This window comes from Burkholderia sp. LS-044, assembly GCF_004803625.1.
GTDB lineage: Bacteria > Pseudomonadota > Gammaproteobacteria > Burkholderiales > Burkholderiaceae > Burkholderia > Burkholderia cepacia.
Genome location: NZ_SSWO01000007.1, coordinates 366,006 through 380,105 on the forward strand (window position 1 = coordinate 366,006; position 14,100 = coordinate 380,105).

Annotated in this window: 13 protein-coding genes and 2 riboswitches; of the genes, 9 read left to right on the plus strand and 4 right to left on the minus strand. The window is 70.3% G+C overall.

Translation table 11 applies throughout. The features are described from left to right. The first annotated feature begins 105 nt into the window (after positions 1-105). Both E9536_RS20865 and bamE read left to right on the plus strand, forming a co-directional pair. Positions 106-1,269 carry a M20 aminoacylase family protein gene (locus tag E9536_RS20865; protein WP_059700208.1) on the plus strand — a complete coding sequence of 388 codons (1,164 nt, stop codon included), beginning with the start codon at positions 106-108 and terminating at the stop codon, positions 1,267-1,269. Positions 1,270-1,422: 153 nt separating this feature from the next. Next, complete coding sequence (bamE, locus tag E9536_RS20870; protein WP_027787432.1) at positions 1,423-1,962, plus strand: outer membrane protein assembly factor BamE; 540 nt, start codon at positions 1,423-1,425, stop codon at positions 1,960-1,962. A 26-nt stretch (positions 1,963-1,988) separates the two neighbouring features. Here bamE and E9536_RS20875 read toward each other — a convergent pair whose 3' ends face one another. The 4 genes from E9536_RS20875 to cobA are packed head-to-tail and all read right to left on the minus strand — an operon-like array spanning position 1,989 to position 5,059. Beyond that, positions 1,989-3,293, minus strand: coding sequence for a cobyrinate a,c-diamide synthase (locus E9536_RS20875; protein ID WP_027787431.1), 1,305 nt, complete (start codon positions 3,291-3,293; stop codon positions 1,989-1,991). 2 nt (positions 3,294-3,295) lie between these two features. Next, the gene (gene cobO / locus E9536_RS20880; RefSeq protein ID WP_021160089.1) at positions 3,296-3,898 is read right to left on the minus strand and encodes a cob(I)yrinic acid a,c-diamide adenosyltransferase; all 603 of its coding nucleotides are present in this window, start codon (positions 3,896-3,898) and stop codon (positions 3,296-3,298) included. Between the two features lie 37 nt (positions 3,899-3,935). Continuing rightward, the gene (locus E9536_RS20885; protein ID WP_136470534.1) at positions 3,936-4,310 is read right to left on the minus strand and encodes a cobalamin biosynthesis protein; all 375 of its coding nucleotides are present in this window, start codon (positions 4,308-4,310) and stop codon (positions 3,936-3,938) included. Further along, the gene (gene cobA / locus E9536_RS20890) at positions 4,310-5,059 is read right to left on the minus strand and encodes a uroporphyrinogen-III C-methyltransferase (RefSeq protein ID WP_136470535.1); all 750 of its coding nucleotides are present in this window, start codon (positions 5,057-5,059) and stop codon (positions 4,310-4,312) included. The genes E9536_RS20885 and cobA overlap by 1 nt, the downstream gene beginning before the upstream one ends. A 166-nt stretch (positions 5,060-5,225) precedes the next feature. Continuing rightward, positions 5,226-5,463, minus strand: a riboswitch (cobalamin riboswitch). Positions 5,464-5,576: 113 nt separating this feature from the next. Further along, positions 5,577-5,842, plus strand: a riboswitch (cobalamin riboswitch). On the opposite strand from cobA, the gene E9536_RS41500 reads away from it, so the two are divergent. From E9536_RS41500 to E9536_RS20920, 7 genes are all read left to right on the plus strand, one after another. Continuing rightward, on the plus strand, positions 5,831-6,145 hold the full coding sequence (locus tag E9536_RS41500; protein WP_168799542.1) for a hypothetical protein: 315 nt from the start codon (positions 5,831-5,833) through the stop codon (positions 6,143-6,145). (Overlaps the previous riboswitch by 12 nt.) Before the next feature lie 25 nt (positions 6,146-6,170). After that, positions 6,171-7,259: a cobalamin biosynthesis protein CobW gene (gene cobW, locus E9536_RS20895; RefSeq protein ID WP_136470536.1), complete on the plus strand. Its 1,089-nt coding sequence runs from the start codon at positions 6,171-6,173 to the stop codon at positions 7,257-7,259. 6 nt (positions 7,260-7,265) lie between these two features. Continuing rightward, a complete protein-coding gene (gene cobN, locus E9536_RS20900; RefSeq protein WP_136470537.1) occupies positions 7,266-11,078 on the plus strand; it encodes a cobaltochelatase subunit CobN in 3,813 nt (1,270 codons plus the stop codon). Continuing rightward, positions 11,075-12,151: an ATP-binding protein gene (locus E9536_RS20905; protein WP_136470538.1), complete on the plus strand. Its 1,077-nt coding sequence runs from the start codon at positions 11,075-11,077 to the stop codon at positions 12,149-12,151. Before cobN ends, E9536_RS20905 begins: the two co-directional genes overlap by 4 nt. Positions 12,152-12,219: 68 nt before the next feature. Continuing rightward, positions 12,220-12,828: a VWA domain-containing protein gene (locus E9536_RS20910; protein ID WP_059700221.1), complete on the plus strand. Its 609-nt coding sequence runs from the start codon at positions 12,220-12,222 to the stop codon at positions 12,826-12,828. A gap of 60 nt (positions 12,829-12,888) precedes the next feature. Further along, positions 12,889-13,341: a YaiI/YqxD family protein gene (locus E9536_RS20915; protein WP_021160082.1), complete on the plus strand. Its 453-nt coding sequence runs from the start codon at positions 12,889-12,891 to the stop codon at positions 13,339-13,341. Positions 13,342-13,523: 182 nt separating this feature from the next. Next, positions 13,524-14,096: a DUF1993 domain-containing protein gene (locus E9536_RS20920; protein WP_211097477.1), complete on the plus strand. Its 573-nt coding sequence runs from the start codon at positions 13,524-13,526 to the stop codon at positions 14,094-14,096. The last annotated feature ends 4 nt before the right edge of the window (positions 14,097-14,100 follow it).

Genomic DNA, 14,100 nt, shown 5'->3' on the forward strand with positions numbered 1-14,100 from the left:
TACGGCAACCATCGGTTGCTACCGCGACGACTTTTCGTCTGCCCGGTTGCCGGCGAACCGACTATCCTTGCCTGCACATTCCCCGCAGAAACAGGAGACGACACCGTGACGCACAGCGTGATTCCCGCAGGCCTCGCCGATGAAATGATCGAGATCCGGCACCGCATCCATGCCCACCCCGAGCTCGGCTTCGAGGAATTCGCGACGAGCGATCTCGTCGCCGAGCAACTGCAGTCGTGGGGCTACACGGTGCATCGCGGGCTGGGCGGCACGGGCGTCGTCGCGCAGCTGAAGGTCGGCAACGGCACGCAGCGCCTCGGCCTGCGCGCCGACATGGATGCGTTGCCGATCCACGAGGCCACGGGCCTGCCGTACGAGAGCAAGATCGCCGGCAAGATGCACGCATGCGGTCACGACGGCCACACGGCGATGCTGCTCGCGGCCGCGAAGCATCTTGCGCGCGAGCGCCGCTTCTCGGGCACGCTGAACCTGATTTTCCAGCCGGCGGAAGAAGGGCTCGGCGGCGCAAAGAAGATGCTCGACGAAGGGCTGTTCGAGCTGTTCCCGTGCGACGCGATCTTCGCGATGCACAACATGCCGGGGTTCCCCACGGGCAAATTCGGCTTCCTGCCGGGGCCGTTCATGGCGTCGTCCGATACCGTCGTCATCGACGTGCAGGGCCGCGGCGGCCACGGCGCGGTGCCGCACAAGGCGGTCGATTCGGTGGTCGTGTGCGCGCAGATCGTCATTGCGCTGCAGACGATCGTGTCGCGCAACGTGTCGCCGCTCGACATGGCGATCGTCACGGTCGGCGCGATCCACGCGGGCGAGGCGCCGAACGTGATTCCCGATCGCGCGCAGATGCGCCTGTCGGTGCGCGCGCTGAAGCCGGAGGTGCGCGACCTGCTCGAGACGCGCATCAAGGAAGTCGTGCATGCGCAGGCCGCCGTGTTCGGCGCGACCGCGACGATCGACTACCAGCGCCGCTACCCGGTGCTCGTCAACGACACGGATATGACCGCGTTCGCGCGCGGCGTCGCGCGCGAGTGGGTGGGCGAAGCGAACCTGATCGACGGGATGGTGCCGCTCACCGGCAGCGAGGATTTCGCGTTCCTGCTCGAGAAGCGGCCGGGCTGCTACCTGATCATCGGCAACGGCGACGGAGAGGGCGGCTGCATGGTGCACAACCCCGGCTACGACTTCAACGACGCGGCACTGCCTACCGGCGCATCGTATTGGGTCAAGCTGACCGAGGCGTTCCTGGTGTGATGCGGCGGCGCGGCGGCGTGCGAGCTGCCGCGCCTGCAAAACCGGTCGCGGCGGCCGTGACCGCATTTGACGCTCCTTGACATCGACGGAACAGGTCGCGTGCTACGCTGCGCGCGACGCCGGACCGGCGCGATGAATACAGGTGTGGATGAAATGCGAAAACAGTTTCTGACCGTGCTGACCGCCTGTGCGGTCGCCATGCTGGCAGCCGGGTGCGACGACCAGAAAGTGGCTGACGCGGTGAATGCGATCAAGCCCGATCCGATGGCGTTCGGCAATCTGCAGCCGGGCGTGTCGACGACCGAGGACGTACTCCGCCAGGCGGGCAAGCCGGAAATGGTCAGGCAGGGCGACGACGGCTCGCAACGGTTCGAATATCCGCGCGGCCCGTACGGCACGAGCACGTACATGCTCGATTTCGGGCCCGACGGCCGGCTCGTGTCGATCACGCAGGCGCTGACGGCGGCGAACATCGCGAAGGTCGTGCCCGGGATGTCGAAGGACGACGTGCGCCAACTGCTCGGCAAGCCGACCGAGATCGCGCAATACGCGCTGAGCCACGAAGAGGTGTGGAGCTGGCACTGGGCCGAGGGCGGCGTATCGGGCGACGCGATGTTCAACGCACATTTCTCGCCCGACGGCACCGTGATCCGCACTTCGCGCTCGGAAGCGCCGGGCCGCGAAAAACCCTGACAGCGCGGCGCCTCGCCGTTTTTCGGTCAGAACGCCGTGCCGCCGAACAGCGCCACGACTGCCTCCGGATTCGACGGCCAGTACAGGTGCATGTACGTCGCGACGATCGCGCCGTGGCGATAGACGGCTTCGCCGCTGCCCGGCTTGCCGTCGGGGCGCGCCGCGTTCGCGACCGGTTCCAGCGGCGTCGCGAGCGTCGAATAATGAAACGTATGGCCGCGCATCGGCCCGGTACGCGTATCGAGCTGCTGCATGCCGAGCGCCGCGAACCGGCGCTGCATCGTCGCCCGCCCCGGCAACAGCCCGAGCATCGACGTCGTGACACCGTCGACGTCGGTCAGCGATTCACACAGATACACCATCCCCCCGCATTCCGCGACGATCGGCCGGCGAGCCGCCGCATGCGCGCGAAGGGTCCGGGCGGTGGCGTCATTCGCCGCGAGCGTCGCCGCATGCAGCTCCGGATAGCCGCCCGGCAGGAACAGCGCGTCGCAATCGTCCGGCACGGGTTCGTCGGCGAGCGGCGAGAAGAAGCGCAACCGCGCGCCGAGCGCCTCGAGCAGCGCGAGATTCGCCGGATAGATGAACGAAAACGCCGCGTCGCGCGCAATCGCGATCCGCTTGCCGGCGAGCGCACGCGGCAGCGGCGCCGCGGCGTCCGGTTCGGCGAACGCGACGGCGGGCGGCAATTCGGCGAGCGCCGTCTGCGCGAGCACGTCCGCCGCGCGATCGAGCCGTGCGTCGAGATCGTCGATGTCGGCCGGCTGGTGCAGGCCGAGATGCCGCTCCGGCAGCGCGATGCCCGCATCGGCCGGCACGTGCCCGAGCCAGTGCAAGTCGTCGGGCAGCGCCTGTTGCAGCAGTTCCGCGTGCCGGGCCGAGCCGACGCGGTTCGCGAGCACGCCGTGAAACGGCAGCCCCGGCCGGAACCGGGCGAGCCCGAACGCGATCGCCGCGAACGTCTGCGCCATCGCCTTCGCTGAAATCACCGCGACGACCGGCACGCCGAACGCAGCCGCGAGGTCGGCACTGCTCGGCGTGCCGTCGAACAGCCCCATCACGCCTTCGATCAGGATCAGGTCGGCATCGCGTGCGGCATCGGCAAGCAACGCGCGGCAACCGGCCTCGCCGACCATTCCGAGATCGAGCGCATGCACGGGGGCGCCGCTCGCACGTTCGAGCAGCATCGGATCGAGAAAGTCGGGCCCGGTCTTGAACACGCGCACACGGCGGCCGAGCCGGCGGTGCAGCCGCGCGAGGCCGGCCGTCACCGACGTCTTGCCCTGGCCCGACGCGGGCGCACTGACGAACAGCGCGGGGCAGGCGGGCATGCTCAGAACTCCACGCCGCGCTGCGCCTTCACGCCTTGCTCCTTGTACGGATGCTTGACGAGCCGCATCTCGGTGACGAGGTCGGCCGCGTCGATCAGCGCGTCGGGCGCATGCCGCCCGGTCACGACGACGTGGACCGAATCGGGACGCGCGGCAAGCGTCGCGAGCACTTCGTCGAGCGGCAGGTATTCGTACTTCAGCACCGTGTTCAACTCGTCGAGGATCACCATCCGGTAGTCGCCGCTTTCGATCATCCGGCGCGCCTCGTCCCAGCCCTTGCGCGCGGTCGCGATGTCGGCGTCGCGGTTCTGCGTGTTCCACGTGTAGCCGTCGCCCATCGTCACGAAATCGCATTCGGCAACCGCGCCGAGGAAGTCGCGCTCGGACGTGTGCAGCGCGCCCTTGATGAACTGCACGACACCGAGCCGCATGCCGTGGCCGAGCACGCGCACGGCCATGCCGAACGCGGCCGTGCTCTTGCCCTTGCCGTTGCCGGTGTTGACGATCAGCAGGCCCTTTTCGTTGACGGCGGCGGCCTGCTTCTTCTCGTGGCCCGCGCGGCGGCGTTCGGTCATCCGTTGATGGGATTCGGCGTCGGTTTTCATCGGATTCGTCCTGTCGAAAGAAAGCGAAACAAAGGGTTCAGAGCGGGCCGGCGAGTGCGACCGTCACGCCGGCCCGGATGGATTTGGGGCCCAGCAGCCGGCCGTGCGGCGCCGCGAGCTGCGCGCACGGCTCGGCCACGCCCGCGACGCCGAAGCGGGCGAGCGCGGCATCCGACGGGCCGCTCACGGCCAGTTCGGGGCGGCTCGCGAGCTGTGCCGCGTCGAACGCGACGAGCGGCCAGCCGCGTCTCGCGCACAGCGTACGCAACGCGCGTGCGCGCGCCTTGTCGGCGAGCGTGGCGACGAGCGCCGGTTCGGCAGCCGGGTACCGCATCAGCGCGACGCGGATCGCGGCATCGAGTTGCGCGGCCGTCACGCCCGCGCGGAAACCGACACCGATCGCGACGCGCATCACGCGCGGCCGCCGAGTGCGGCGCGTACCGCGGGATCGTTGGCGAACGCCGCGACGCGGCCGATCACGACGATCGCCGGCGAACCGATGCCGGTCGCGCCGACACGCTCGACGAGCGTGTCGAGCGTCGCGAGCACGTGCCGCTGTTCGGGGCGCGTCGCGTTCTCGATCGCCGCGCACGGCGTGTCGCCGGGCAGGCCGCCTTCGCGCAGCGCGGCTGCAATCGTGTCGAGCCGGCGGATGCCCATGTAGACGACGATCGTCATGCGCGTGGCCGCGAGCGCGCGCCAGTCGGGTTCGTCGGCGCCCGCGCCGTGGCCCGTGACGAAGATCACGCCCTGCGCGTCGCCGCGCTGCGTGACCGGAATGCCGAGCGCGGCCGGCGCGGCGATGCCCGCCGTGACGCCGCTCACGACCTCGACTTGAAATCCCGCGGCGCCGAGCGCGGCCAGCTCCTCGCCGCCGCGGCCGAACACGAACGGGTCGCCGCCCTTGAGCCGTGCGACGCTGCGGCCCGCGCGCAGATGCGCGAGCATCGCCGCGACGATCGCCTCCTGCGGCGTCGATGCATGACCGCCGCGCTTGCCGACGTGCTCGATGTGCGCATCGGTGCGCGCATGGCGCAGCACGTCGGGGTTCACGAGATCGTCGACGAGCAGCACGTCGGCCGAGCCGATCGCGTGGACGGCCTTGAGCGTCAGCAGGTCGGCGTCGCCGGGGCCGGCGCCGATGAGCCAGGCGCGGCTCATCGGGCGCGGCACGGCGCGCACCGTGTCGAAACAGTGGAAACGGGAAGGCGGGCGGGGCGGCGGCCAGCAGACAGGTGAAGCATGACGGATCGGACGAAGCCCGCGCGGACGCGGGCGGAATGCGCACTCGATCCGTCCCCCGCGGATCGGGCGTTCGGCGAGCATCGGGCTCGCCCCTTGCGTCGGCCGGTATCCGGGCTGGCCGCTTGCCAGGCCGCAGCCTTCCCGCCCGGTGGACGGGCAGTGGCATCGTGGGCGGCATGGGCGCGTGCGCGGGGAAGCGCGTCGCGCGGGCGGCGTACCGTTGCGGGGACAGCACAGGCAGGGCGGCGATCCGCCTCCTGTTTCCCGTTTAACTGCATGCACGGAATGCGCATGCGAGCACCGAACGCGGCGCTACGATAGCACAGCGATCCCCCCGCGCGAACCGCCGTGCGCGGCGTCCGGCCGTGCGCGGCGGCCCTCCGGAACCGCGCCCGGCGGCCCGTTTTGCCTTGACGCTCCCCGCACCGCCGCCTACACTCGCACGCGTTTTGGTGCTCGCGCGCGCCGCTCCGGTGCGCGCAGTTAAACGGGAAACAGGGAGCCTGCCTGCGCCGCAGTCGAGCCAACCTGTGCTGCCCCCGCAACGGTAAGCGAACGCGTCGCGCGCAAGCGCCACGCAGCGCCGCTTCGCCGCATGCCGCGCGCATGCGGACGACCGCCACTGGATTGCTGTGCATCCGGGAAGGCGAAGCGGCGTGTTCGCCAGCCCGGATACCGGCCCAAACGTTGGGGTTCAGCGCCGCGGGGAGGCGGCGCATCGTCCACGGCCGCAGCAGGCCCGACGCCCGCGTGTTGCTCGTTTCCACCGCCGATCTGCCGCTGCGCGAACCCGCGCCGGCCGGCGCGGTGCGCGGCAGGCGCGCGAGCCGGGCCGGCGGCAGCCGTGTTGGCATTCACGATGTCGACCGTTCGCAAGGAAGCACCATGTCCGATTCGTCGTTCCGCCCGTCCCGCGACTGTCCGTCCGGATCGCGCGGCGGCATGCCCGCGATCCGCCAGATGAACTGCCACGCCGCCATCGACGCGACGATCCCGGGCTGATTCCTTTTTCGACACAGGACCTACCATGACCCTACGCAAGCTTCCCGTCACGATCGTCACGGGCTTTCTCGGCAGCGGCAAGACGACGCTGATGCGCCACATCCTGCAGCACGCCGAAGGCCGCCGCATCGCGGTGATCGTCAACGAATTCGGCGAACTCGGCATCGACGGCGAAATCCTCAAGGGTTGCGGCATCGGCTGCGAGGAGGCCGACGGTGCGCAGGGCGAAGCATCGGGCCAGTTGTACGAACTCGCGAACGGCTGCCTGTGCTGCACCGTGCAGGAGGAGTTCTATCCGGTGATGGAAGCGCTCGTCGAGCGCCGCGCGGACATCGACCACGTGCTGATCGAGACGTCCGGGCTCGCGCTGCCGAAGCCGCTCGTGCAGGCGTTCAACTGGCCGACGATCCGCAACAGCTTCACGGTCGACGCGGTCGTGACCGTCGTCGACGGGCCGGCCGCCGCAGCCGGCCAGTTCGCGGAAAACCCGCAGGCCGTGGACGCGCAGCGCCGCGCCGATCCGAACCTCGACCACGAATCGCCGCTGCACGAGCTGTTCGCCGATCAACTGTCGTCCGCCGATCTCGTGATCGTGAACAAGGCCGATCTCGTCGAAGACGCGGAATTTGCGCAGATCGAAACCGCGATCCGCGACGAGATCCCGCCGCAGGTGAAGATCGTGCGCGCGACGCGCGGCGAGCTCGATCTCGCGATGCTGCTCGGCCTCGAATCGGCGTCGGAAGAAACGATTCACCTGCGCCACGACCATCACGGCTCGGCCGACGACGGCGATCACGATCACCATCACGACGATTTCGACTCGGTGGTCGTGTCCGGCGACGCCGGCACGCGCGAGGCGACGATCGCCGCGCTGCAGCGCGTCGTCGAAGCGCATACGATCTACCGCGCGAAAGGTTTCGCCGCGCTGCCCGGCGCACCGATGCGGCTCGTGATCCAGGGTGTCGGCCGCCGCTTCGACAGCTATTTCGACCGTCGCTGGCAGGACGGCGAAACGCGCGCGAGCCGTTTCGTGCTGATCGGCGAGGATCTCGACGCGGCGGCGCTGCAACGCGCGTTCGACGCCGCGTGCGCGGTCGAGCCGCAACAGGCGTAACGCACGATGCATCTGCTGCGCACCACGCCGGGAGGCTTCGTCGACGATACGCAGGGTGTCGTCCGGATCGACCAGCAGCCGGCCGACATCGTGATCCTGAGTTCGGCCGACACGACGCTGTCGCTGCTTGCCAGCGTCGTGCCGCACCTGCCGGCCGGCTTCCCGAGCGTGCGGCTCGCGAACGTCACGTTCCTGCGGCAGCCGGCGTCGGTCGATTTCTACGTCGACGACGTGTTGCAGCACGCGAAGGCGGTCGTGATCGACCATCTCGGCGGCGAGGCGTACTGGCCGTACGGGATCGAGCAGGCCGTGTCGCTCGCGTCGAAGCGCGCGCAGCAGCTCGCGATGTTCTCGGGCGACCTGCAGGAAGACCCGAACCTCGTCGCGAAGAGCACCGTCGCGCCCGGCCTGTGCCGGCTGTGGTGGCGCTACCTGCGAGAAGGCGGCGTGCACAACGCCGAGGCGCTGCTGCGCAGCATCGCATTCCACACACTCGGGTTCGGCGACGAACCCGAACCGCCGCGCCCGCTGCCGGCCGCCGCGCTGTATCACCCGGCGCGCGACCGCGCGAGCGTCGACGACTGGCGGCCACGCTGGACGCCGGGCGCGCCCGTCGTCGCGATCCTGTTCTATCGCGCGCACTGGCAGGCCGCGAACACGGCCGTGTTCGATGCGCTGGCCGATGCGCTCGTGCGGGAAGGGCTGAATCCGCTGCCGATCGCGGTCACGTCGCTGAAGGATGCGGTGAGCCGCGAAGTCATCACGCAGCTCTGCGACACGCACGACGTCGCACTCGTGCTGAACACGACCGCGTTCGCGGCCGGCGCGATCGACAGCCCGGAACACGACGTGCTCGCCGGCGACGCGCCGGTATTGCAGGTGATCCTGTCCGGCGGCAATCGCGACGCATGGGTGGCCGACAACCAGGGCCTGCATGCGCGCGACATCGCGATGCACATCGCGCTGCCCGAGGTCGACGGCCGGATCGTCACGCGCGCGGTGAGCTTCAAGGGGCTCGCGTACCGCTGCCCGCACACCGAGGTCGACGTCGTGCGCTACCAGCCGGACGCCGAGCGGATCGCGTTCGTCGCGGCGCTCGCGCGCGGCTGGTGCCGGCTTCGCACGCTCGACAACGCGACCAAGCGCGTCGCGCTGATTCTCGCGAACTATCCGCAAAGCGAAGGGCGGATCGGCAACGGCGTCGGGCTCGATACGCCGGCGTCCGCGCTGCGCGTGCTCGCGGCGCTGCGCGACGCGGGCTATGCGGTGGCCGACCTGCCGCCCGACGGCGACGCGCTGATCGCGCGGCTCACCGAAGGCGTGACCAACGACGCGGCCGTGCATGCGCTGCGCCCCGCCTTCCAGAGCTTCCCGCTGGCCGACTACGTCGCGCATTTCGCACGGCTGCCGGCGGCCGTGCGCGACGCGCTGAACGCACGCTGGGGCCCGCCCGAAGCCGATCCGACGCTGCGGCAAGGGCGCTTCACGATCGCCGGCTGGCGCGCGGGCAACGTGTTCGTCGGCATCCAGCCGTCGCGCTCGCGCGGCGAGAACGACTACGCGAGCTACCACGACGCGGATCTCGTGCCGCCGCATGCGTATCTCGCGTTCTATTTCTGGCTGCGCGATGCGTATCGCATCGACGCGATCATCCACCTCGGCAAGCACGGCAACCTCGAATGGCTGCCGGGCAAGAGCGTCGCGCTGTCCGACGCGTGCTGGCCCGACCTGACCCTCGGGCCGCTGCCGCATCTTTATCCGTTCATCGTCAACGATCCGGGCGAGGGCAGCCAGGCGAAGCGCCGCGCGCAGGCCGTGATCGTCGATCACCTGATGCCGCCGCTCACGCGCGCGGAAAACTACGGCCCGCTGCAGGATCTCGAGCGGCAGGTCGACGAATACTACGAAGCGCTGATGGTCGATGCGCGGCGCGCGAAGCTGCTGCGCAAGACGATCCTCGCGACGATCGCCGAACACCGGCTGCACGACGAACTGAGCGTGTCGCCGCCGCGCGACGCGGGCGACGAGGACGCGCTGCTGACGCGCGTCGACGCGTGGCTGTGCGAACTGAAGGAAGCGCAGATTCGCGACGGGCTGCACGTGTTCGGCGCGTCGCCGGCCGGGCGCCAGCGGCGCGACACGCTGCTGGCGCTCGCGCGCTTTCCGGTCGGCGACGGCAAGGGCGCACGCGCAGGACTGATCGGCGCGCTCGCGCGCGATCTCGCCCTCGGCGACGATTTCGATCCGCTCGCGGCCGACTGGGCCGCGCCGTGGGGCGGCCCGCGACCGGCGATCCTGCAGGCGCTCGACGCATCGCCGTGGCGCCACGCGGGCGATACGCGCGAGCGGCTCGAACGGCTCGCGCAGCAATGGCTGGACAGGCTGTGTGCAGCCGACGGCAGCCATACGGGCGCGGAAGACGCGACGCCCCCCGGCGACTGGCCGCACACGCTCGCCGTGATCGAGCGCGTCCGCGCGACGCTGCTGCCGGCGCTCGACGCGTGCGGCGGCGAGGAAATGCGTCAGCTGCTGCGCGGGCTCGACGGCCGCTTCGTGCCGCCGGGGCCGAGCGGCTCGCCATCGCGCGGCCGCCCCGACGTGCTGCCGACCGGCCGCAATTTCTACTCGGTCGACACGCGCGCGGTGCCGACGCAGGCCGCATGGACGCTCGGCCTGAAATCCGCGCAGCAGCTGATCGAGCGCCATCTGCAGGATCACGGCGACTATCCGCGCGCGATCGGGCTGTCGGTGTGGGGCACGGCGACGATGCGCACGGGCGGCGACGACATCGCGCAGGCGTTTGCGCTGCTTGGCGTGCGGCCGAAATGGGCGCACGGCAGCCACCGCGTGACCGACTTCGAGATCCTGCCGATCGAGATCTTCGACCGGCCGCGCATCGACGTGACGCTGCGCGTATCGGGTTTCTTCCGCGACGCGTTCCCGAACCTGATGCATCTGTTCGACGCAGCGGTGCAGGCGGTGGCCGCGCTCGACGAGCCGGAGGAACTGAACCCGATCCGCGCGCGCATCGAGCGCGAACGCGCGAAGTGGGTCGCACAGGGCGTGGCGCCGGACGAAGCGCGCCGCCGCGCCGGCTGGCGCGTGTTCGGCGCGCGGCCGGGCAGCTACGGCGCGGGCCTGCAGGACCTGATCGACCAGCGCCGCTGGCAGACCGATGCCGATCTCGCGGAGGCCTACCGCCAGTGGGGCGGCCATGCGTATGCGCAGAACAGCGCGGGCGACGCCGCGGCCGACGTGTTCGGCGAGCGGCTCGCAACGATCGACGTGGTCGTGCAGAACCAGGACAGCCGCGAGCACGACATCCTCGATTCGAACGACTACTACCAGTTCCAGGGCGGGATGACCGCGGCGGTGCGATACCTGTCCGGGCAGCAGCCGAGCATCTACCACGGCGACCACGCGAACCCGGTCGCGCCGAAGATGCGCACGCTGCGCGAGGAAATCGCGCGCGTGATCCGTTCGCGCGTCGTCAACCCGAAATGGCTCGACGGCGTGAAGCGCCATGGTTACAAGGGTGCGGCCGAGCTGGCGGCGACCGTCGACTACCTGTACGGCTATGACGCGACCGCGCGCGTGCTGTCCGACCACCAGTACGCGCTCGTCGCCGACGCGTACCTGTTCGACGACGCCACCCGCGCGTTCCTCGAACGGCACAATCCGAAGGCGCTGCACGGCATCTGCGAACGCTTCGTCGAGGCGATGCAGCGCGGCCTGTGGCAGCAGCCGGGCGACTATCGCGAGCGGATCGAAACGGTCTGGCTCGACAGCGAACAACTTCAGGAAGGGGGACGGCGATGACCGATCCGACGACGCACCGCGCGCGCGCGGTTTTTCCGTTTGCGGCGCTCGTCGCACAGGACGCACTGCAGCAGGCGCTGCTGCTCGCCGCGATCGACCCGTCGCTCGGCGGCGTGCTCGTGAGCGGCCCGCGCGGTACCGCGAAATCGACCGCCGCGCGCGGCCTCGCCGAGTTGTTGCCGGAAGGGCAGTTCGTCACGCTGCCGCTGTCGGCGAGCGACGAGCAGGTGACGGGGACGCTCGACCTCGCGCATGCACTCGCCGAAAACGGCGTGCGCTTCCGGCCGGGCCTGCTCGCGCGGGCGCATCTCGGCGTGCTGTATGTCGACGAGGTGAACCTGCTCGCCGACGGGCTCGTCGATACGCTGCTCGACGTCGCCGCGAGCGGCGTGAACATCGTCGAACGCGATGGCGTGTCGCATGCGCACGACGCGCGCTTCGTGCTCGTCGGCACGATGAATCCCGAGGAGGGCGAGCTGCGTCCGCAACTGCTCGACCGCTTCGGCCTGATGGTCGAACTGGAGAACTGCTTCGACGCCGCGCAGCGCGAGCGGATCGTGAAGGCGCGGCTTGCCTTCGATCTCGATCCGGAGGCGTTCCGCGCGCGCCATGCATCCGCGCAGCGCGCACTCGGCGAACGGATTCACGCGGCGCGCGCACGGCTGGCGACATTCGATTTCGGCGATGCGGTGCATGCGCACGTCAGCGCGCTGTGCATCGACGCGGCCGTCGACGGGCTGCGTGCCGATCTCGTGATGTTGCGCGCGGCGCGCGCGCTCGCCGCACTGGAGCAGGCCGATGCGGTGACGGTGTCGCATGTGGCGCGCGTGGCCGAAGCCGTGCTGCGGCACCGGCGCCATGCCGGCGCGCCGCCGTCGTCCGGCGCGTCGCAGCCGGATCATGCACGCGACGACCGTTCGCCGCCGGATGCACGCCAGCAGCCGGACGATCAACCGGCCGCCAGCGGGAACGGCGCCGCCGTCGCGCAAGGCGACTGGGGCTACCTGCGGCCCGAGCCGGCGGGGCTGCGCGACGTGAAAAGCGTGGTGCCGCTGCCGCTAAAAAAACTCTGAGCCATCGAGCCGGCGCCGCCGCGAACGCCGTTCGCGGTCCTCGATGGCAGCCAGGCGCAGCTGCGCGCGTGCCGGGCACGGCGCGCACCGGCACGGCCGTCGCATGGCCGGCGACGTTCGCCGCGAAGCGCGGCGATCCGTTGCATCGCGGCCATCTGCGCTTCCGCAAGCGGGCGGGCGCACCGGATGCACTGCATTGCTTCGTGCTCGACTGTTCGGCGTCGATGCTGTCGCACGAGCGGCTCGCACTGGCGAAGGGGCTGATCGTCGCGTATTTCGACCAGGCCGCGCGCGATCGGGTCGAAACCGCGCTGGTCTGTTTCGGCGGCGACGGCGCGGCGCGGCGCTTCGGCCCGGCCGTGCCGCGCTGGTGGAATGCGCGCTGGCTCGAACCGGTCGACGGTGGCGGCGGTACGCCGCTCGCGGACGGCATCGCGGCCGCCGCGCAGTTGCTCGCGCGCGCGGCGCGGCGCGATCCGGACAAGCAGCGCTGGCTGTGGGTGCTGTCCGACGGACGCACGCGCGAGATGCCGGCCAAACCCGCGGCGGCCGATCACGTCGTGTTCGTCGACTTCGACGATGCGGCCGTGCGGATCGGGCAGGGCGAGCGGCTGGCCGCCGCGTGGGGCGCGCAGTGGGTCACGGCCGACGCGCTGTGCACGGGCCGCACCGGCTGATCGCCGGCCGCGGTGCGCTATGATCGCCGCTTCTGCTTCTGCCCACTGGAAAAAACCGCCATGCAAGTACTGGTCGATGCCGACGCGTGTCCCGCCGTCATCAAGGACATGCTGTTTCGCGCCGCGCGTCGTGCCGAAATCTGCGTGACGCTGGTCGCGAACCAGTTCCTGCGCACGCCGCCTTCGCCGTTCATCAAGGCGGTGCAGGTGCCGGCCGGCTTCGACGTCGCCGATGCGCGGATCGTCGAGCTGGCGGAAGCCGGCGACCTCGTGATCACCGCCGACATCCCGCTGGCCGCCGCCGTCCTCGACAAGGGCGCGCATGCGCTCGACCCGCGCGGCAACTGGTTCAGCCGCGAGAACATCGAGGAACGCCTGTCGACGCGCGCGATGATGGACCAGTTGCGCAGCGCCGGGATCGACACGGGCGGGCCGGCGCCGTTCAGCGCGCGCGACGGCAAGGCGTTTGCATCGCAGCTCGACCGGTTCCTGGCCCGGCACGGCAAGCCTTGAGGCCGGGCAGCAACGGCCGCGCGCCGTGATCGTCTTGCGGTAGGGGAACACGCGCACGCTTGCGTCACCTTGCCGGATCGTTGAATCCGCATCGAATCGCGCTCGTCACCCGGGCCGGGATGCACGTTTGCACCGACGCTGCTATCGTGGCGCAAACGACAACCCGACCCAGGAGCGCACGCGTGACACCGACCCAACTTCTCGTTCCGACCTTCACCCACATGCTGCGCGCACAGACCGCGTGGCTCGACAAGGCCGCTGCGCACCGGCAGGCCGCGGGCGACGCGCCCGACATGGCGATGACGTTGAAGCTGGCGCCCGACATGTATCCGCTCGCGGCGCAGGTGCGCTTCTCGTGCTTCCAGGCCATGGAGCCCATCCACCGGCTGCGTGGCGAACCGTTGCCGGCTGCACTGCTGGCCTTGCGCGAGGCGGGATGGAATGCGGATGCGCAGCCCGGCTCGCTCGCCGATGCGCAGGCGATCATCGCCGGCACGCTCGCATTTCTCGGCGAACTCGCGCCGGACGCGCTCGACGGCGGCGGCGCGCTGCCGATCGCGCTCGAGTTGCCGAACGGAGTCGCATTCGACATGACGGGCGAACAGTACGCGCGCGACTGGGCACTGCCGCAGTTCAATTTCCACGCGATCACCGCTTACGCGATCCTGCGCCACCATGGCGTCGAACTCGGCAAGGCCGACTACGTGTCGCACATGCTCGCGTACGTCCGGCCGGGCACGATTCCGCAAGGTTGAACCT

Excerpts from the sequence above, each read along its gene's own strand:
- bamE (WP_027787432.1), top strand. The coding sequence starts at position 1,423 with ATGCGAAAACAGTTTCTGACCGTGCTGACCGCCTGTGCGGTCGCCATG.
- E9536_RS20915 (WP_021160082.1), top strand. The coding sequence starts at position 12,889 with ATGCAAGTACTGGTCGATGCCGACGCGTGTCCCGCCGTCATCAAGGAC.
- cobA (WP_136470535.1), bottom strand. The coding sequence starts at position 5,059 with ATGAGCCGCGCCTGGCTCATCGGCGCCGGCCCCGGCGACGCCGACCTG.
- cobO (WP_021160089.1), bottom strand. The coding sequence starts at position 3,898 with ATGAAAACCGACGCCGAATCCCATCAACGGATGACCGAACGCCGCCGC.
- cobN (WP_136470537.1), top strand. The coding sequence starts at position 7,266 with ATGCATCTGCTGCGCACCACGCCGGGAGGCTTCGTCGACGATACGCAG.
- E9536_RS20875 (WP_027787431.1), bottom strand. The coding sequence starts at position 3,293 with ATGCCCGCCTGCCCCGCGCTGTTCGTCAGTGCGCCCGCGTCGGGCCAG.
- cobW (WP_136470536.1), top strand. The coding sequence starts at position 6,171 with ATGACCCTACGCAAGCTTCCCGTCACGATCGTCACGGGCTTTCTCGGC.
- E9536_RS20885 (WP_136470534.1), bottom strand. The coding sequence starts at position 4,310 with ATGCGCGTCGCGATCGGTGTCGGTTTCCGCGCGGGCGTGACGGCCGCG.
- E9536_RS20905 (WP_136470538.1), top strand. The coding sequence starts at position 11,075 with ATGACCGATCCGACGACGCACCGCGCGCGCGCGGTTTTTCCGTTTGCG.